General features: G+C 72.6%; 16 protein-coding genes. 2 read left to right on the top strand and 14 right to left on the bottom strand.

Features of this window, described 5'->3' with window-relative positions:
• Positions 1-80 precede the first annotated feature (80 nt).
• From ftsY to NFU81_RS05325, 5 genes are all read right to left on the bottom strand, one after another.
• On the bottom strand, positions 81-1,292 hold the full coding sequence (gene ftsY / locus NFU81_RS05305) for a signal recognition particle-docking protein FtsY (protein WP_251485482.1): 1,212 nt from the start codon (positions 1,290-1,292) through the stop codon (positions 81-83).
• Between the two features lie 111 nt (positions 1,293-1,403).
• On the bottom strand, positions 1,404-2,822 hold the full coding sequence (locus tag NFU81_RS05310) for a sugar porter family MFS transporter (RefSeq protein WP_251485483.1): 1,419 nt from the start codon (positions 2,820-2,822) through the stop codon (positions 1,404-1,406).
• Between the two features lie 94 nt (positions 2,823-2,916).
• Entirely contained in the window at positions 2,917-6,747 is a 3,831-nt protein-coding gene (locus tag NFU81_RS05315; protein WP_251485484.1) for an AAA family ATPase, read from the bottom strand.
• A gap of 222 nt (positions 6,748-6,969) precedes the next feature.
• Entirely contained in the window at positions 6,970-7,170 is a 201-nt protein-coding gene (locus NFU81_RS05320) for a hypothetical protein (protein WP_033173079.1), read from the bottom strand.
• 366 nt (positions 7,171-7,536) lie between these two features.
• On the bottom strand, positions 7,537-7,818 hold the full coding sequence (locus NFU81_RS05325; RefSeq protein WP_251485485.1) for an acylphosphatase: 282 nt from the start codon (positions 7,816-7,818) through the stop codon (positions 7,537-7,539).
• Between the two features lie 136 nt (positions 7,819-7,954).
• Between NFU81_RS05325 and NFU81_RS05330 the strand changes: the two genes are divergently transcribed.
• Both NFU81_RS05330 and NFU81_RS05335 read left to right on the top strand, forming a co-directional pair.
• Positions 7,955-8,824, top strand: a complete 870-nt coding sequence (locus tag NFU81_RS05330) for a CAP domain-containing protein (RefSeq protein WP_251485486.1) — start codon at positions 7,955-7,957, stop codon at positions 8,822-8,824.
• Positions 8,825-8,888: 64 nt separating this feature from the next.
• Complete coding sequence (locus NFU81_RS05335) at positions 8,889-9,293, top strand: winged helix-turn-helix transcriptional regulator (protein ID WP_251485487.1); 405 nt, start codon at positions 8,889-8,891, stop codon at positions 9,291-9,293.
• Here NFU81_RS05335 and mutM read toward each other — a convergent pair.
• The 9 genes from mutM to NFU81_RS05380 form a co-directional block, all read right to left on the bottom strand.
• Positions 9,266-10,132: a bifunctional DNA-formamidopyrimidine glycosylase/DNA-(apurinic or apyrimidinic site) lyase gene (mutM, locus tag NFU81_RS05340; protein WP_251485488.1), complete on the bottom strand. Its 867-nt coding sequence runs from the start codon at positions 10,130-10,132 to the stop codon at positions 9,266-9,268. The genes NFU81_RS05335 and mutM overlap by 28 nt on opposite strands.
• Positions 10,133-10,228: 96 nt before the next feature.
• On the bottom strand, positions 10,229-10,978 hold the full coding sequence (gene rnc, locus NFU81_RS05345; RefSeq protein WP_251485491.1) for a ribonuclease III: 750 nt from the start codon (positions 10,976-10,978) through the stop codon (positions 10,229-10,231).
• A 19-nt stretch (positions 10,979-10,997) separates the two neighbouring features.
• A complete protein-coding gene (gene rpmF, locus NFU81_RS05350; protein WP_073500419.1) occupies positions 10,998-11,171 on the bottom strand; it encodes a 50S ribosomal protein L32 in 174 nt (57 codons plus the stop codon).
• Between the two features lie 2 nt (positions 11,172-11,173).
• Entirely contained in the window at positions 11,174-11,851 is a 678-nt protein-coding gene (locus NFU81_RS05355; protein WP_422665150.1) for a YceD family protein, read from the bottom strand.
• A 95-nt stretch (positions 11,852-11,946) separates the two neighbouring features.
• A complete protein-coding gene (locus tag NFU81_RS05360; protein ID WP_251485493.1) occupies positions 11,947-13,119 on the bottom strand; it encodes an ATP synthase F0 subunit B in 1,173 nt (390 codons plus the stop codon).
• Between the two features lie 10 nt (positions 13,120-13,129).
• Entirely contained in the window at positions 13,130-13,609 is a 480-nt protein-coding gene (coaD, locus tag NFU81_RS05365) for a pantetheine-phosphate adenylyltransferase (protein ID WP_251485495.1), read from the bottom strand.
• A 38-nt stretch (positions 13,610-13,647) separates the two neighbouring features.
• Positions 13,648-14,229: a 16S rRNA (guanine(966)-N(2))-methyltransferase RsmD gene (gene rsmD / locus NFU81_RS05370; RefSeq protein ID WP_251485497.1), complete on the bottom strand. Its 582-nt coding sequence runs from the start codon at positions 14,227-14,229 to the stop codon at positions 13,648-13,650.
• A 106-nt stretch (positions 14,230-14,335) separates the two neighbouring features.
• A complete protein-coding gene (gene recG, locus NFU81_RS05375) occupies positions 14,336-16,537 on the bottom strand; it encodes an ATP-dependent DNA helicase RecG (protein WP_251485500.1) in 2,202 nt (733 codons plus the stop codon).
• A gap of 39 nt (positions 16,538-16,576) precedes the next feature.
• On the bottom strand, positions 16,577-18,238 hold the full coding sequence (locus NFU81_RS05380) for a DAK2 domain-containing protein (RefSeq protein ID WP_251485502.1): 1,662 nt from the start codon (positions 18,236-18,238) through the stop codon (positions 16,577-16,579).
• Positions 18,239-18,391 lie beyond the last annotated feature (153 nt).

An 18,391-nucleotide genomic window follows, 5' to 3' on the forward strand; every position in this document is an offset into this window, starting at 1 on the left:
CGGACCAGGCACATGCGTAAGGGGCGCCCGCCAGAGCGGGCGCCCCTTACGTTCCTGCTGACGTTCCTGCGGCCTGCGGCCTACTCGCCGATCAGCGCGTCCACGAACGCCTCGGGCTCGAACGGCGCCAGGTCGTCGGCGCCCTCGCCCAGGCCGACCAACTTGACCGGGACGCCCAGCTCGCGCTGGACGGCGATCACGATGCCGCCCTTGGCGGTGCCGTCGAGCTTGGTCAGCACGATGCCGGTGATGTCCACCACCTCGGCGAAGACCCGGGCCTGGACCAGCCCGTTCTGACCGGTGGTGGCGTCCAGGACCAGCAGCACCTCGTCCACCGGGCCGTGCTTCTCGACGACCCGCTTGACCTTGCCCAGCTCGTCCATCAGGCCGGTCTTGGTGTGCAGCCGGCCCGCGGTGTCGATCAGCACGGTGTCGGCACCTTCGGCGATGCCCTCCTTGACCGCGTCGAAGGCGATCGACGCGGGGTCGCCGCCCTCGGGGCCGCGTACCGTCCGCGCGCCGACCCGCTCGCCCCAGGTCTGCAGCTGGTCGGCCGCGGCGGCGCGGAAGGTGTCGGCGGCGCCGAGCACGACGCTGCGGCCGTCGGCGACCAGCACCCGGGCGAGCTTGCCCGTGGTGGTGGTCTTGCCGGTGCCGTTGACCCCGACGACCAGCACGACCGCGGGGGACTCCTCGTGGCTCTCGGTGCGCAGCACCCGGTCGAGTTCCGGGTCGATCAGGGTGAGCAGTTCCTCCTTGAGCAGCCCGCGCAGCTCCGCGGGCGTCCTGGTGCCGAGCACCCGCACCCGGGTGCGCAGCCGCTCGACCAGCTCCTGGGTGGGGGTGACGCCGACGTCGGCGGTGATGAGGGTGTCCTCGATCTCCTCCCAGGTGTCGTCGTCCAGGCGCTCCCTGGACAGCAGCGTCAGCAGCCCCTTGCCCAGGGTGTTCTGCGAACGGGACAGCCGGGAGCGCAGCCGGATCAGCCGGCCGGCGGTCGGTTCCGGCTGCTCGATGGGCGGCGCCGGCGGGAGCTGCACCTCCTCCAGGGCCTCGGGCGCGAGGGTCGCCCCCGGCAGGGGCACCTCTTCGATGGTCCTGCGGGATTCGTCCCGCGGGGCCTCGGCCTCGTCCCCGACGTGCGGTTCCGCGGGGGGCGCGGTGGTCTTCGGGCCGCTCGGCGGGGCGGTCGGCGGCAGCTGCCTCTTCTTGCGGCGGCTGCCCACCACCAGCCCGCCGGCCGCGAGGACCACGACCAGGGCGATGACTACGACAAGGATGACGATTTCCATAACCCCCCCAGTATCGGGTACGCGCGCCGCGGGACCCGCCCGATACTCCGAGACGGGTCGTCGGGCGGCGCGTCCCCGGGGTCTGGCAGGTCGGCGCGGCCTGGCGCCGGCCTAGCCCATCTCCTCCAGGCTCTTGCCCTTGGTCTCCTTCACGAAGATCAGCACGAAGGGGATGGAGAGCACCGCGAAGGAGGTGTAGATGAGGTAGGTGCCCGACAGGTCCCAGTCCGCGAGGGTCGGGAAGCTCGCGGTGATCGCCCAGTTGGCGATCCACTGGGCCGAGGCTGCCACGCCGAGGGCGGCGGCGCGGATCTTGTTCGGGAACATCTCGCCGAGGAAGACCCACACCACGACGCCCCAGGACAGCGCGAAGAAGAGCACGAAGACATGTGCGGCCACCAGCGCGACGGTGCCCTGCGTGTTGGGCAGGGTGTCGCCGCTCTTGGCGGAGAAGGCCCACGCTTCCAGGGCGAGCGAGACGGCCATGCCGCCGGAGCCGATCAGGGCGAGCGGGCGGCGGCCGATCCGGTCCACGAAGACCATCGCGATCGCCGTGCCGATGATGTTCACGATGGAGGTGGTGAAGGAGTAGAGGAACGAGCTCGACGGGTCGATGCCGACGGACTGCCACAGTGTCGAGGAGTAGTAGAAGGCGACGTTGATGCCGACCAGCTGCTGGAAGACCGACAGGCCGATGCCGATCCAGACGATGGGCAGGAAGTTGAAGCGCGTGCGCAGCAGGTCGGAGAAGACCGACTTGTGCTCGCGGTGCATCGCGGTACGGATCTCGTCGACCCGCGCGTCGAGGTCGGTGCCCTTGCCCTCGACCTCGGCGAGCACCTTCCTGGCGTCGGAGTCCCGGCCGACCGCGAGCAGGAAGCGCGGCGACTCGGGGATGGTCAAGGACAGCAGCCCGTAGACCACAGCGGGGATGACCATCACCCCGAGCATGACCTGCCAGGCCTCAAGGCCGATGATCTCGCCGCGCTGGTCGCCGCCTGCGCCCTGCAGGATGGCGTAGTTCACCAGCTGCGACACCGCGATGCCGAGCACGATCGCGGCCTGCTGGAACGAGGCGAGCCGGCCGCGGATGGCGGGCGGCGAGACCTCGGCAATGTATGCCGGGCCGATGACCGACGCCATGCCGATGGCGAAGCCGCCGATGATGCGCCAGAAGGCGAGGTCCCACAGGGCGAAGGGCAGGGCGGAGCCGACGGCGCTGATGGTGAACATCACCGAGGCGATCTGCATGCAGCGGATCCGGCCGATGCGGTCGGCGATCCGGCCCGCGGTGGCGGCACCGATGGCGCAGCCGATCAGGGCGATGGCGATGACCTGGGCGAGCGTGCCGGACCCGATGTTGTACTTGTCGCGGATCGCCTCGACGGCTCCGTTGATGACGGAGCTGTCGTAGCCGAAAAGGAAGCCGCCCATGGCGGCGGCGGCGGTGATGAAGATGATGTGGCCCAGATGCTCCGGCCTCGGGGCCTTCTCGCCCGTCCCTGAGACACCTTCTGCTGTTCTCGCCACATCAGCTCCTCGCCCCGGCGGTCAGCCCCCGCATGGGGACTGGATCTTCCAGTTTTGGCCGACCCGGCGGCGGCCACTACTCGAAGGGGGCCGGTCAGGCGGTCTTACGGCCGCCTTCCCTGAGTCGCTGGCTAATCACCTTGGACACGCCATCGCCTTGCATGGACACGCCGTAGAGGGCGTCGGCGACCTCCATGGTCCGCTTCTGGTGGGTGATGACGATCAGCTGGGAGCTCTCCTGCAGCTCCTCCATGATCCGGATCAGCCGCTGCAGGTTGGTGTCGTCGAGCGCGGCCTCGACCTCGTCCATCACGTAGAACGGGCTCGGCCGCGCCTTGAAGATCGACACCAGCATCGCCACCGCGGTCAGCGAGCGCTCGCCGCCCGACAGCAGCGACAGCCGCTTGACCTTCTTGCCCGGCGGCCGGGCCTCGACGTCGACGCCGGTGGTGAGCATGTTGTCCGGGTCGGTGAGGAGGAGCCGACCCTCGCCGCCGGGGAAGAGCCGGGAGAAGACCCCCTCGAACTCCCGGGCGGTGTCGTGGAAGGCGGCGGTGAAGACCTGCTCGACCCGCTCGTCCACATCCTTGACCACCTGGAGCAGGTCGGCCCTGGTCTTGCGGAGGTCCTCCAGCTGCTCGGTCAGGAACTTGTGCCGCTCCTCCAGCGCCGCGAACTCCTCAAGGGCCAGCGGGTTGACCTTGCCGAGCTGGGCGTACGCCTTCTCGGCCGCCTTGAGCCGCTTCTCCTGCTCGGGGCGGACATAGGGGCGCGGCATGTTGCGCGGGTCCTCGGGGTCCTCGGGCAGGACCTCGCCCTCGGCCGGCAGCGACGGCGGTACGGGCTGGTCGGGGCCGTATTCGGCGACCAGGCCCGCCGGCTCCATGCCGTGCTCCTCCAGCGCCTTGGCCTCCAGCTGCTCGATCCGCAGCCGCTTCTCCGCGCCCAGCACCTCGCCCTTGTGGACGTCGCCGGTGAGCCGGTCGAGTTCGCTCTTCAGCTCCCGGCCGCGGCGGCGCTCCTGGCCGAGTTCCGCCTCGCGCTCCGCCCTGGCCTGCTCGGCCGCCACGCGTTCGGCCTCCGCCCTGGCCAGCGAGACCTGGACGCAGTCCAGCAGCCCGCGCGCCCCGTCCAGCACGGCGGCGGCGACCGACGCCTCGTACGCCTGCCGGAGCCTGCGCCGCTCGGCCCTGGCCCTGGTCTCCCGCTCGGCGCGGGCGGCCCGGTCCAGGCCGTCCGCCCGGCCCGCCAGGCCCTTGACCCGCTCCTCGTGGGTACGCAGCTGGAGCCGCGCCTCCATCTCGGTCTGCCGTGCGTTGGCACCGTCGGCCGCGAGCCGGTCGCGCACCGAGGTGTCGGGCTCCTCCTCGCCCGGCTCCTCCTGAGCCTCGCTCAGCCGGTAGGACAGCTCCTCGAACTCCTCACGGGCCGCGGCCAGCGACTCCTGGCTGCGGCCGACCGCGGTCGCGGCCCGGTCCGCCTCGCCCGCCGCGGCGCGGGCCTGGCCGCCGAGCCGGCCGAGCTGCTGGGCGACGGAGGACTTGGCCTTCTCCGCGGCCCTGCGCCGCTGGCCCAGCTCGTCGACGGTCCTGGCGGCGGCGGAACGCCGCTCCTTGGCCTCCTGCTGGCGGTCCGCCAGCTGCTCGCACTGCTCTTCGAGGCGGGCCAGCTCCGCGGTCGCCTCGTCCACCTGCGCCTGCACCTCCAGCAGGCTCGGCGCCTTCGCGCTGCCGCCGACGGCGGTGTGCGCGGCCAGCAGGTCGCCCTCCGCGGTCACGGCGCTCAGCTCGGGACGCGCGCCGACGACGGCCTCGGCGTCCTCCAGCGACTCCACCACGACGACGTCCCGCAGCATCAGCCTGACCGCCGGCATCAGCTCCTCGCCGGCGCCCACCAGGTCCACGGCATAACGTGCGCCGGCCGGCAGCGGCCGCTGCCGCTGCTCGGGCAGCCCCGGCAGCGCCGCGGTGTCCTGCGCGGTTTCCTGCGCGGCGCCGCCGGACTGCGGCTCGGCCATGTGCTGCGGCGCGGCAATGTCCCTGAGCCTGGCGCTGTCCCGCGGCTCGGGAATGTCCCGCGGCTCCGCGCCGCCGCCCGGGCCGGCCGCCGATGCCAGGACCTGCTGCTGGCCGTCGGGCCTCGGCTCGGGAATGTCCCGCGCCTCGGCGCCGGTCCGCGGCAGGAAGTCGGGCGCTCCGGCGAGGAGGAGGGCCGCGCGCCCCGCGTCCTCCTTGCGGAGCAGCCGCAGGGCCTCGGCGGCGGCCGGCAGGCCGGTGACCGCGACCGCGTCGGCGGCGGCGCCCAGGGCCGCGGCGACCGGGATCTCGTAGCCGGGGGCGACCCTGAGCAGTGTCGCCGCGGAGCCGAGCACTCCGGCGAGCGGGCCGCCTGCGCCGTTCGTGCCGCCGGCCAGCAGTGCGCCGCTGCCGTCCTTGCGGCGCAGCGCGGGGGCCAGCGCGTCCCGGCGGGCGGCGACCGCGGCCCTCTGACGCTCGGCGGCGGTGGCGGCCTCGCGGGCCGCGGTGAAGTCCTCGTCCGCCGCCGCCTGGTCGGCGCGGGCCGCCTCGAAGCGGGCCTCCAGCTCGGAGTCGTCGGCGTCGAGGCCCTCGACCTGGGCGCGCAGCTCCTCGTACTCGGCCTGCGCGGACTCGGCGCGGTCGCGGGCCTCGTCGCGGGCGGCGGCGAGCCGGCCGATCTCGGCCTCGGCGGAGGATGCCTTGGAGCGGGCGGCGTTGACCTGGCCGCTGAGCCGGGCCAGGCCCTCGCGGCGGTCGGCGATGGCCCGTGCGGCGCTGCGCAGCCTGCCCTCCTCCTCGGCGAGCCGGTGCTCCAGCTCGGAGCGGTGGCCGACGGTGTCGTCCAGCGCGCGCTGCGCGGCGTCCAGGGCCTCGGTCAGCTCGGCCTCCTGCTCGCGGATGCGGGCGGCCTCGCGCTCCATGTCCTCGGGGTCGCGGCCGCGCCGCTCCTCCGCGGGCTGGCCCGTGGCGTGCCGGTGCCGCTGCTCGGCCAGACCGATCGTGCCGCGGACCCGTTCGGTCAGCTGGGACAGCGCGTACCAGGTGGCCTGGGCCTCGTTGACCCGCGGGGTGAGGTCGCGCACCTGCTCCTCCAGGCGGGCCTCGCGCCGTACGGCGTCGGCCAGTTCCGCCTCGACGGCCTCCTTGCGCTCCTTGAGCGCCGCCTCGTCCGCGACCTCGGCACGCAGCGCCTCGCGCAGGGTGACCAGGTCGTCGGCGAGCAGCCGCAGCCGGGCGTCGCGCAGGTCGGCCTGGATGACGGCGGCCCTGCGGGCGACCTGGGCCTGCCGGCCGAGCGGCTTGAGCTGGCGGCGCAGTTCACCGGTGAGGTCGGTGACCCGGGCGAGGTTGGCCTGCATCGCGTCGAGCTTCCGCAGCGCCTTCTCCTTGCGCTTGCGGTGCTTCAGGACGCCGGCGGCCTCCTCGATGAAGGCGCGGCGGCCCATCGGGTCGGCGTGCAGCACCGAGTCCAGCTGGCCCTGGCCGACGATGACGTGCATCTCGCGGCCGATGCCGGAGTCGGACAGCAGTTCCTGGATGTCCAGCAGCCGGCAGGTGTCGCCGTTGATCTGGTACTCGCTGCCGCCGTTGCGGAACATGATCCGCGTGATGGTGACCTCGGCGTACTCGATGGGCAGTACGCCGTCGCTGTTGTCGATGGTCAGCGACACCTCGGCGCGGCCCAGCGGGGGGCGCCCCGTGGTGCCCGCGAAGATGACGTCCTCCATCTTGCCGCCGCGCAGCGACTTGGCCCCCTGCTCACCCATGACCCAGGACAGCGCGTCGACCACATTGGACTTGCCCGATCCGTTGGGGCCGACGACGCAGGTGATTCCGGGTTCGAAGCGCAGCGTCGTCGCCGAGGCGAAGGACTTGAAGCCGCGCAGCGTGAGGCTCTTGAGATGCACGCCCGCCGACTCTACTAGCCGCCTCCGGTTTCACCATGGAATGTGCAGGGCACATCAGACGGTAAGGAGCGGCGAGGGGCCGGTCTTCAGGGGGAGGGTGCCACGACGAAGGGACGCCGAAGCGTCCCTTGCGGTTTCTGCAGTTCCTGAGGTGTCAGCCTGTGAGCTGCTGCACAGTCCCAGGCGGTGTCCTGGACGACCTGTTCCGGCGGGGTCACCGGATCAGGCGAGTACGGGCTCCGCGTGAGCGACGTCGATGCTGAGCAGCGACTCTTCGTGCGACGCGACAGTCAGCGCGTCGTTCTGGGCCTGCATCCGGATCAGCTCGGATTCCAGGTCCTGAACACGCTGCTGCAGCCTTCGCATCTCGGCGAGGAGTCGCGGGTCGGGACCGCCGACGTAACCGAGAAGCGCCTTTGCCATGATGGATGGTCCTCCACGCTGAGTGACCGACCGAAGCGGTTTGGGTCGTGGGTGAGGGGTACGCGCCCGCGCAAGCTTGGATGCCGTGACCGCCGCTGAGCATTCGTTGGAGCCACGTTGCGCGGGGCTTCCAGCGTCTCACCAAATAAAAGAACGGTCAACACGATCACAGCCCAGTCGTCGGGTCCGCCTCAGAAAACACGGCGCAAAAGGCGCCGCGGGCTGCCCGCGTGGCATCGAGATCATCCTCGTGGGGGCAGCCTGACACGACATCCGTCGTATGGCAACCGGTCGTACCGATCGGATCGCAAATCTTCGGCTACCCAGGTGGTGCGCTTCCGCGGCGCCTCGGAAGACCGCGGAGCGTCAGCGGATCTCGAATCCGTCGTATCCACCGCGCGGCTCGGACCAGATTTCGGTGACACCGTCGGCGCGGCCGGGCGTGTCGCCGTGCCGCAACCAGTCGAGGAGCTGCTGGCACTGGTCGCGGGCGCCTTCCGCGACGACCTGCACGCGGCCGTCGCCGAGGTTGCCCGCATAGCCGGACAGGCCGCCGATCTCCAGCGCGGTGGCCCTGGTACACCATCGGAAGCCCACGCCCTGCACCCGGCCCCGCACCCACGCGGTGAGCCGGACATTTTCGTTCATGCGGGGAGGTTATCCGGTCGGCAGGCCGCCGGTTGCGACCGGACCACCGCGCCGCGGAGCGCGATTCGCTACAGTCGCCCCGCAGCAGGACTTCACCCGAACGGGTGAAGCATGGTGAAGCATTGAGGAGCACCCGATGGGCCGACACAGCCGTCAGGCGCAGCCTGCCGCGTCGCAGCCCGGCCCGCGCGGCCATCGCGGCCGCCGCAAGCACCACCCGCTACGCACCGGGCTGCTGACCACGTCCGCGGTGATGGCGGTCGGCGCGGTCGCCGCCTCGTCCGGGCTGCTGTCCGGGGTGACCGGCGGGCTGACCCAGGACGGCGGCGGCAAGGACAACACGCAGGCCGACGGCCCGTCCGGCCCCGTGCAGGCCGGCAGCGACCTGCCCTCGCCGCAGGGCAGCACGGACACCGCCATACCCGGCTCCAGCAGCCCTTCGCCCTCGGCGACGCCCTCCCCGTCGGCGGCCACGCCCTCGGCGCGCGCCGGGTCGGCGACGCCGGTCAAGGCCAAGCCGTCCGCGAGCGCGTCCGCGTCGCCGACCCGTACGGTCCTCGTGCCCACCACCCCCGTGCGCACCCCCACCGCCACCAAGGCGCCCACCGCGAGTCCGACCAGCGACACGCTGACCTCCGCCAGGGCGGCGATCCTGTCGCTGGTCAACAAGGAGCGGGCGACCGCCGGCTGCAAGCCGCTGACCGCCAGCTCGTCGCTCGACGGGCTGGCCCAGGCGTTCAGCGACGACATGGCCGCCCGCGACTTCTTCGACCACACCGACCCGGACGGCCACACCCCCTGGGACCGCGCCAAGGCCCGCGGCATCACCAACCTCGGCGGTGAGAACATAGCCCGCGGCCAGGCCGACGCGGAGGCGGTGATGACCGCCTGGATGAACAGCCCGGGCCACCGGGCGAACATCCTCAACTGCGACTACACCACCCTGGGCGTCGGCATCCACTACGGCACCGGCGGCCCTTGGTGGACGCAGGACTTCGGCTTCTGAGGGAGCACTGGCGAAACGACAGCGCATCCGTTCGGGCAGCGCTGTGGCGGGGTACGCTCTGGCCATGGGCGAGGTAAGCGGGGAGCGGGTGGCGGAAGGTGCGGACGCCTTCGACGTCTTCGCACGGGACTGCCCGTCGCGCTTCACGCTGGGGCACGTGACCGGCCGCTGGGGAAGCCTCACGCTGGGCGCGCTGCGGGACGACACGCTGCGGTTCAACGAGCTGCGGCGCAGGGTCGACGGGGTCAGCGAGAAGATGCTGTCGCAGACGCTGCACGCGCTGGAGCGCGACGGCCTGGTCGTCAGGGACGCCCGGCCGACGAACCCGCCGCACGTGGAGTACCGCCTCACCGAACTCGGCGCGGACACCGCGGACCGGCTGCTCGCGCTGATCGGCCTGGTCGAGGACCGGATGCCGGAGGTGCTCGCCGCCCAGCGGGCCTACGACGCTGCGCGCGGCACGGGCTGACAGCGCGGGCAGAAGTAGCTCGACCTGTTCATCCACGCGCGGCGCCGGATCGGCGTACCGCAGCGGCGGCAGGGCAGGTCCTCGCGGCCGTAGGCGTCCAGCGAGCGGTCGAAGTAGCCGGACTCGCCGTTGACGTTGACGTACATGCTGTCGAAGCTGGTGCCGCCGGCGGCCAGCGCGTCGCCCATCACCTCGCGGATGTGCCGGACCAGTTCCGCGGTACGGGGGCGGGTCAGGCCGGCGGTGGGGCGCTCGTAGTGCAGTTTGCTGCGCCACAGCGCCTCGTCGGCGTAGATGTTGCCGACGCCGCTGATCAGGCTCTGGTCGAGCAGTGCCCGCTTGACGGTGGTGCGCTTGCGGCGCAGGGCCTTGTGGAAGGCGTCCTCGTCGAACTCCGGGTCCAGCGGGTCGCGGGCGATGTGCGCGAGTGCCTGCGGCAGGCCTTCGGGGTCGCCGGGGACCGTGTCCTGGATCGACAGTCCGCCGAAGGTGCGCTGGTCGACGAACCGCAGGTCCGTGCCGTCGGCGTCGGCGAACGTCAGGCGCACCCGCAGGTGGGTCTCCGGCGGTGCCGTGGCCGGGCGGATCAGGAACTGCCCGCTCATGCCGAGGTGGGCGAGCAGGGCTGCCTCCTCCGTGACCGGCAGCCACAGGTACTTGCCCCTGCGGTGCGGCTCGCCGAGCTTGCGGCCCTTCAGCCGGGCCGCGAAGTCCGCCGCTCCCGCGGTGTGGCGCCGCACGGCCCGTGGGTGCAGGACCTGCACCGTCTCGACGGTTCGGTCCGCTGCCCAGCGCGCCAGTCCGCGCCGCACCACTTCCACTTCCGGCAGCTCCGGCATGACCTTCCCTCCACGGAAGACGGTGCGACACAGGGGCGCGGGGGGGGTACCCCCAGCGCCCCTGTCGGGCACCCCCTGTGCAGGGGGACCGCTCCGTCAGCTCGCGGCGGCGGAGGTCTTGCGGATGGAGCGCCAGGCGGCCTCGGCCGCCTGCTGCTCCGCTTCCTTCTTGCTGCGGCCGGTGCCGGTGCCGTACTCGACACCACCGACGCGGGCGGCAGCCTTGAAGGTCTTCTCGTGGTCGGGTCCCGACTCGGAGACGACGTATTCCGGTACGCCCAGGCTCTCGCTCGCGGTCAGCTCCTGGAGGCTGGTCTTCCAGTCCAGGCCCGCGCCCAGGTTGGAGGACTCCTCGATGAGCGGGTCGAAGAGCCGGTGGACCAGCTCGGAGGCCGCGTCGAGGCCCTGGTCGAGATAGACGGCGCCGATCACCGCTTCGAGGGTGTCCGCAAGGATCGACGCCTTGTCCCGCCCGCCGGTGCCCTCTTCGCCCCGGCCCAGGCGGATGAACGCGCCGAGGTCGAGCCCCCGGCTGACGCCCGCGAGTGCCCGGGAGTTGACCACCGCGGCCCGCAGCTTGGCCAGTTGGCCCTCGGGAAGGTCGGGGTGGGTGCGGTAGAGGGTGTCGGTGACCACCAGGCCGAGCACGGAGTCCCCGAGGAACTCCAGCCGCTCGTTGGTGGGCAGCCCGCCGTTCTCGTACGCGTACGAGCGGTGGGTGAGCGCACGCACCAGAAGGGCGGGCTCGAGGTGATACCCGAGCCGCCCTTCCAGAAGCGTGTGGGACGAGGCTGTTTCCGTCGCGGCGTCCGTCGCGGCCTGCTTCGGCGCTGAGGCGTCTGACATGGAGCCTGTCACCTGCCGATCAGACGTCGAGGACCTGACGGCGGTTGTAGGTGCCGCAGTTGGGGCACGCGATGTGCTGCAGCTTCGGCTCGTGGCAGCGCTCGCACGCCACCAGGCTCACGGGCGCAGCCTTCCACTGCGAACGGCGGTGGCGCGTGTTGCTGCGCGACATCTTCCGCTTGGGAACAGCCACGGCTACTTCTCCTGATCGTCGTCGGAGCCGTTTCCGGCACCGTTCTGCTGGGTCGTCGGATCCACGGTGAGATCCTGCAGGGCCGCCCACCGGATGTCGGTGACCGCGTGGTGGTGGTCCGGGTCGTCCGCGAGCCGGGCTCCACAGGTGGAGCACAGGCCCGGGCAGTCGTCCTGGCACACCGGCTGCATGGGCAGTGCGAGCACCACCGCGTCGCGCAGCACGGATTCGAGGTCGAACAGGTCGTCCTCTAGTTCAAGCGCGTCCTCGTCCTCGGCGTCGTCACCGGCTTCGTCCCTGCGGGCGGTCCGGGTGTCGGCGTCGGGGTAGGAGAACATCTCCTGGAATTCCGCGTCGAGCTCGAGCTCGACGGGCTCCAGACACCTTACGCACTCCCCCGTGACCGGTGCATGGGCGGTGCCGGTGACCAGCACGCCCTCCATGACCGACTCCAGGCGGAGGTCCAGCTCGACGGTGACGCCCTTGGGCACCCCGATGACGCCGGCGATGCCGAGGTCGTCCGGGGCCGGCACCGAGCGGGAGACCTTCTTCATCGCGCCCGGACGCCTGCCCAGCTCGTGTGTGTCGAACACGAGCGGGTTGCGGTGGTCAAGGCGGGTGTTCAGGGCTCCTGCTTTCCTCGGTCTTGCCTGCCGCGTCCCGAGTGGGCGGGCAGGCAGAAGCGCCGGCGATTCACACGGCTGGAAGTGACAGGATACTGGACGCGCAGCCCCCGCCCAAACGGGCCGGTACCGGCCCTACGGGCGCGGACCGGTCAGCGTCCCTGCTCCAGCTCCCGCAGCCGGTTGAGGTCGATCATCCCGGTGTCGAAGAAGCTGGTCTCGTCCAGCGCCGCGGCGGGCTGGGCGTAGCCCTGGCCCTGCTGCTGGTACGGGATCTGCGGCGGGTACTGCTGCTGGTCGTAGCCGGGCTGCTGCTCGTAGCCCTGCTGGCCGCCCTGGCCGCCGTAGTCGTAGCCCTGGTCCTGACCGTAGCCGGGCTGCGGGGCGTACGGGTCCGCGTAGCCGGCCTGCTGGGCGTAGTCCTGCTGGTAGCCGTCGCCGGGCTGCTGGGCATAGTCCTGCTGCGGGTAGGCCTCCGGCTGCGGCGGGTAGCCGTAGCCGGGGTCCTGCGCGGGCTGCGGCTCGGCGGGCTGAGGCTGCGGGTCGTAGCCGTACTGCGCCAGGTCGGCCTGCTCGGGCGCGGGGGCGGCCAGGCCGGCCAGGAAGTCGGCGTCGGACTGCTGGTGGTGGTGCTGCGGGTCGCCCTCGGCGCCGTCCGCCGCGGCGATCTGCGCGGCCAGGTCGTCGATCGGGTTGTGCCCGGTGAGCTTGAGCCGGCCGCGGCCGACCGCCTCCAGGGTCTTGCTGAGCACCGCCTCGAAGGCGCCGAGCTTGGTGTCGACGTACTCGTCGGCGCGGCGGCGCAGCGTCTCGGGGTCGGTGCTGCGCTCGGGGGCGTCCGGGTCGTCCTCCGCGGGGAAGCCCTGCTCGTCGAAGTCGGGGTGGCGGCCGAGCAGCTTCTCGCGGCCGCGGTCGACCGAGCCGATGGTCTTGGTGAGGACCACCTCGAAGTTCGCCAGCTTGCTGTCGACGTAGTCGTCGGCCTCGGCGCGGATCTCGTCGGCCTCACGGCGGGCCTCGGCGACGATCCGGTCGGCCTCGTCCTTGGACTGCCGGGCGATATGCGTGTCGGAGACCAGCGAACCGCGTTCGGCGTGCGCCGACTCGATGATCCGCCGGGCCTCGGCCCTGGCCTGTTCGACCATCTGCTCACGGTCGCCGAGCAGGTCCTCGGCCTGGGCAAGGGAGTCGGGCAGCGCGGCGGACACCTCGTCGAGCATGGCAAGCAGCTCGGCCCGGTTCACCACGCAGGAGGCCGACATCGGCATCGACCGGGCGTTCGCCACGGTGGCCGCGATCTCATCGAGCTTCTTCTGGACGTCCACGCCCACGACTCTAGCGCTGCCGCAGCTTGGTGTTCAGCGCGTCGAGAACCGGGGCCGGAACCAAGTGCGAGATGTCACCGCCCCATTGGGCGACTTCCTTCACCAATGACGAGGACAGGAAGCTGTACGCGGGATTGGTGGGCACGAAGAGCGTCTCGACACCGGACAGGCCGATGTTCATCTGCGCCATCTGCAGCTCGTAGTCGAAGTCGCTGACCGCCCGCAGGCCCTTGACGATGGCCGGGATGTCGCGCTGCTTGCAGAAGTCCACCAGCAGTCCGTGGAAGGACTCCACCTGCACATTGCCCAGGTCGGCGGTGACCTCCTCGATGAGCGCGATCCGCTCGTCGATGCCGAACAGGCCCTGCTTGGACTGGTTGATCATCACCGCGACGTGCACGACGTCGTACAGCCGGGAGGCGCGGGCGATGATGTCGAGGTGTCCGTTGGTGACCGGGTCGAAGGACCCGGGACAGACTGCGCGGCGCATTGCTGGCTCCTCGCTCTGCGAACGGGCGTTACGCGGGTTCATGACCCGGCGGTAACTTGGGCGGCGCGACCGTACCAAAGAGTCGCCTCGCCGTACCGCCGGGAGCGCAGCGGTGCGAATCCGGCGGGCCAGTCGAACTCGCCGCCCCGGGTCCTGCGTTCCACGGTGACCAGTGTGTCGGCCGCGAGCCAGCCGCCGGCCGCGAGTGTGAGCAGGATCTCCCGCAGGTCCGCGTCCGCGGTGTCGTAGGGCGGGTCGAGGAAGACCACGTCGTACGGCTCGGCAGGCGGCGGTCCCGCGACCACCTTCTCGGCCTTGCCGGCCCGCACCTCGGCGCCGGGCAGGCCGATGGCGTCGGCGTTCTCCCGGATCGTGCGGGCGGCCCGCGGGTCGGCCTCGGAGAGCAGCACATGGGCGGCGCCGCGCGAGAGGGCTTCGAGCCCGACCGCGCCCGAGCCGCCGTACAGGTCCATGACCCTGGCGCCCTCCAGGGTGCCGCGCAGCGACTGCAGGGTCGAGAACAGCCCTTCCTTGGCCCGGTCCGAGGTCGGCCGGGTCGCGGTGCCCGGCGGTACGGCAAGCCGCCGGCCGCCGGCCGCCCCGGCGATCACGCGCGTCATCTGCTGCCCACCCTTCGCCTCACGCTTCGCAGCCTATCCGGCCGCGACCGGTCGGCCCCGCCCGCGCACCCGTCCGCACGGCAGGGGCCGCGTCCGGGCCGCCGGCTCAGCCCTTGTCCAGATACTGCTCGCGGTCCGCGTCCAGCAGGCTGTCCAGGGCGCTGCGCAGATCGGGGTGGCCGGACAGCTCGGGGTCCGCGGCGACCACGGCGACGGCCTCCTGCCTGGCCTGCTCGATGACCTCCCGGTCGTCGATCACCGTCAGCATCCGCAGCGACGAGCGGCTGCCGGACTGCGCCTGGCCGAGCACGTCGCCCTCCCGGCGCTGCTGGAGGTCGATCTCGGACAGCTCGAAGCCGTCCAGGGTGCCGGCCACCGCGTCGAGCCTGCCGCGCGCCGGGCTCGCCTCCGGCGCCTCCGAGACCAGCAGGCACAGGCCCGCGGCGGACCCTCGGCCGACCCGGCCGCGCAGCTGGTGCAGCTGGGAGACGCCGAAGCGGTCGGCGTCCATGATCACCATGGCGGTGGCGTTGGGCACGTTGACGCCGACCTCGATCACCGTGGTCGCCACCAGCACGTCCACCTCGCCGGCCGCGAAGCGCCGCATCACGTCGTCCTTGGCGTCGGGCGCCATCCGGCCGTGCAGCGCCTCGACCCGCAGGCCCCGCAGCGGACCCGCGGCGATCTGCTCGGCGATCTCCAGCACCGCCAGCGGCGGCCTGCGCTCGCCGTCGTCGGCCTTCTTCGACGCCGCCTTGGCGTCCTCGTCGTCGCCGATCCGCGGGCACACCACATACGCCTGGTGCCCGCCCTCGACCTCCTCGCGCACCCGCTCCCAGGCCCGGCTGAGGAAGTGCGGCTTCTCGGCCGCCGGTACGACATGGGTCGCGATCGGCGAGCGGCCGGCGGGCAGCTGGTCGAGCACCGAGGTCTCCAGGTCGCCGAAGACCGTCATCGCGACGGTGCGCGGGATCGGGGTCGCGGTCATCACCAGCAGGTGCGGCGGCTGCGGCGCCTTGGCCCGCAGCGCGTCGCGCTGCTCGACCCCGAAGCGGTGCTGCTCGTCGACCACGACCAGCCCGAGGTCGTGGAACTTCACCTTGTCCTCGATCAGCGCGTGCGTGCCCACCACGATCCCGGCCTCGCCCGTCACCAGGTCCAGCAGCGCCTGCCGGCGGGCGGCGGTGCCCATCGAGCCGGTCAGCAGCACCACCTTGGTGCCCAGATCCGAGCCGCCGAGCATGCCCGCGGACTCGGCGAGCCCGCCCATCATCTCGGTGATGGAGCGGTGGTGCTGCTGCGCGAGAACCTCGGTCGGCGCGAGCATCGCGGCCTGCCCGCCGGCGTCGACCACGCCGAGCATCGCCCGCAGCGCCACCAGGGTCTTGCCGGAGCCGACCTCGCCCTGCAGCAGCCGGTGCATCGGGTGGTCGGTGGCCAGGTCGGCGAAGACCTCGGCGGACACGGTCTCCTGGCCCTCGGTGAGGGTGAAGGGCAGCTTCGCGTCGAAGGCGGCGAGCAGCCCGTCGGCGGCGGGGCGGCGCGGCACCGCGGGCAGCGCGGACTCCGCGGCCCGGCGCCGCGCCAGCGCGACCTGGAGCACGAACGCCTCGTCCCAGCGCAGCCGGTCCCTGGCCGCGGCGATGTCGGCCTTCGAGCGCGGCCGGTGCACCTTCTCCAGCGCGTCGGGCAGCGAGGCCAGCGCGCGGGTCTCGCGCAGCTGGTCGGGCAGCGGCTCGCCGACGCCCTCCCAGCCGGTGCCCTCCAGCGAGTTGAGCGCGGTCTCCACGGCCTGCGCGATCTTCCACGAGGTGATCTGCTTGCACGCCGGATACAGCGGGATCAGCCGGTTGGCGAAGGCGTCGACGGCCGCCTCGCCCGCGTCGTCGGCGTCCAGCAGCTGGTAGTCGGGGTGCGCGAGCTGCCGGGTGCGGTTGAAGACCGACACCTTGCCGGAGAACATGCCGCGCCGCCCGGGGATCAGCCGGTGCGCGTGCGCGTGGGCGGCCTTGCTGAAGAACACCAGGGTCAGCGTGCCGCTGCCGTCGCTCACCACGACTTCCAGGCGTACGCCGGAGCCGCCGCCGTACGTCCGCTTGTCCGCCTTGGAGATCTGCGCCACCACGGTCACGTACTCGTCGACCGGCAGGTCGGCGAGGCGGGTCAGCTCCCCGCGCTCGGCATATCGCCGCGGGTAGTGGTGCAGCAGGTCGCCTGTGGTGTGCAGGTCGAGGTGCTCGCCGAGCACCTTGGCGGTGCGGTCGCCGACGAGTTTGCGCAGCGGTTCGTCCAACGGGTTGCCAGTCATCGCCTCCCATCTTGGCGCACGCCCCTGACAAACCGGCGGCTACTCCACACCGATCAGCAGCGGGCAGTCGCCCTGCCCGCCGTCGTACGTCACCGTGTCCACCGCCAGGTGGCTGTCGCGGACGTGCGACTCCAGCCGGGCGGCGAGCCCGGACGGCGCGGCGGCGCCCAGGACGAGGGTGACCATCTCGCCGCCGGCCGCGAGCATCCTGTCCAGCACGTGGACGGCCGTGTCCGCGACGTCGGCGCCGATCACCGCGACGTCGCCGTCGATCAGGCCGAGGACGTCGCCGGCCTGGCAGACGCCCGCCATGGTCCAGGACTCGCGCTCGGCGACGGCGACCTCGGCGTAGTGGGTGGCGCCGGCCGCGGACGTCATGGCCACGACGTCCTCGTCGAAGCGGCGGGACGGGTCGTGGACGGCGAGGGCGGCGATGCCCTGGACCGCGGAGCGGGTGGGGATCAGGGCGACGCGTACGCCGTCGCCGCGGGCCTGCTCCACGGCGGCGCCGGCCGCGTGCCGCAGCTCGGTGTCGTTCGGCAGGAGTATCACCTCGCGGGCGCGCGCCCGGCGGATCGCGGCGGCGATCTCGCCGCTGGCCGGCTGCTCACCGGGTCGGACGGCGATCACCGTGGCGCCGGCCTGCGCGCACAGCTGCGCCATCCCGTCGCCCCCGACCAGCGCCACCACCGCCCGCTCGTGCCGCTCCGCGGTCCGCCTGACCTGCTCCCCGAAGTGCGTGACGCGGATGCGGTACGGCCGGCCGGCCTCGATCCCCGCCTCGATGGCGGCGCCCACGTCGTCGACGTGCACATGCACGTTCCACAGCCCGTCCCCGCCGACGACGACCAGCGAGTCGCCGAGCCCGTCCAGCCGGTCCCGCAGCACGGGGACCGCCGCGGCGGGCGCCTCCAGCAGGTAGATCACCTCGAAGGCGGGTCCCCCCACGGCCCGGCAGTCCCCCGGCACGTCGAAGGCGGCGACGCTGTCGGCGCTGGTGGCGGGGAAGGGCGTGGTGTGGAAGGTGGTGCCGGCGCCCGGGGCGGTCGCCGTGCCGGTCGGGGAGTCGCCGGTCACCGCGTCGGACAGGGCGGCCAGGACGGCGACCAGGCCCAGGCCGCCGGCGTCCACGACGCCGGCGTTGCGCAGGACGCCGAGCTGGCCGGGGGTCGCGGCCAGCGCCGCGCGGGCACCGTTGTGGGCGGCCCGCACGACTTCGGCGAGGCCGTCGGGCGAGGCCTCCGCCGCGGTGGCCGCGGCGCTCGCCACGGTGAGCATCGTGCCCTCGGCGGGGTGGGCGACCGCCTCGTACGCGGAGTCCGCCGCCGACCGCAGGGCGCGGCGCAGGGCCGCGGCGTCCGGGACGGTGCCGGCGGTGAGCGGCTCGTTCATGCCGCGCAGCAGCTGGGCCAGGATCGTGCCGGAGTTGCCGCGGGCACCGATGAGGGCGCCGTGGGACATCGCCCGGAACGCCTCGGGCAGGGTCGGCCCCACGACCGGGTCCGCCGCCGCGTGGGCGTCGAAGACGGCTTCCACGCTCTGCGCTGCGGACTCGACGGTCAGGAAGAGGTTCGTGCCCGTGTCGCCGTCGGCGACGGGGTACACGTTGATCGCGTCGATCTCCTCGCGGGCGCGGCCGAGGGCTGCGAGGGCGAGCCGGCACCAGGTGCGCACCGTGGGTGCGTCGAGCGAGGGCGGCACGAATCCTCCTGCGGAGAGCGATTTCTCCGAGCGTAGCCGTCTCTTGGGCGGCGGCGTCCCCCACCGCCCTTGCCCCTGGGGGCCGTCCCCGGGATCTTTCCCGCGCCCTGGGTGGGTGCCCCTTGCGATGGGCTCGCACCTTTCCCGCCGTCG

This window comes from Actinacidiphila cocklensis (genome assembly GCF_907177275.1).
Taxonomy (GTDB): domain Bacteria; phylum Actinomycetota; class Actinomycetes; order Streptomycetales; family Streptomycetaceae; genus Actinacidiphila; species Actinacidiphila cocklensis.

Bases quoted from the DNA above. Each gene is read 5' to 3' on its own strand.
- NFU81_RS05325 (WP_251485485.1), bottom strand. From the start codon at position 7,818: ATGAACGAAAATGTCCGGCTCACCGCGTGGGTGCGGGGCCGGGTGCAG.
- recG (WP_251485500.1), bottom strand. From the start codon at position 16,537: ATGACTGGCAACCCGTTGGACGAACCGCTGCGCAAACTCGTCGGCGAC.
- coaD (WP_251485495.1), bottom strand. From the start codon at position 13,609: ATGCGCCGCGCAGTCTGTCCCGGGTCCTTCGACCCGGTCACCAACGGA.
- rnc (WP_251485491.1), bottom strand. From the start codon at position 10,978: ATGTCAGACGCCTCAGCGCCGAAGCAGGCCGCGACGGACGCCGCGACG.
- NFU81_RS05330 (WP_251485486.1), top strand. From the start codon at position 7,955: ATGGGCCGACACAGCCGTCAGGCGCAGCCTGCCGCGTCGCAGCCCGGC.
- NFU81_RS05335 (WP_251485487.1), top strand. From the start codon at position 8,889: ATGGGCGAGGTAAGCGGGGAGCGGGTGGCGGAAGGTGCGGACGCCTTC.
- mutM (WP_251485488.1), bottom strand. From the start codon at position 10,132: ATGCCGGAGCTGCCGGAAGTGGAAGTGGTGCGGCGCGGACTGGCGCGC.
- rsmD (WP_251485497.1), bottom strand. From the start codon at position 14,229: ATGACGCGCGTGATCGCCGGGGCGGCCGGCGGCCGGCGGCTTGCCGTA.
- NFU81_RS05320 (WP_033173079.1), bottom strand. From the start codon at position 7,170: ATGGCAAAGGCGCTTCTCGGTTACGTCGGCGGTCCCGACCCGCGACTC.
- ftsY (WP_251485482.1), bottom strand. From the start codon at position 1,292: ATGGAAATCGTCATCCTTGTCGTAGTCATCGCCCTGGTCGTGGTCCTC.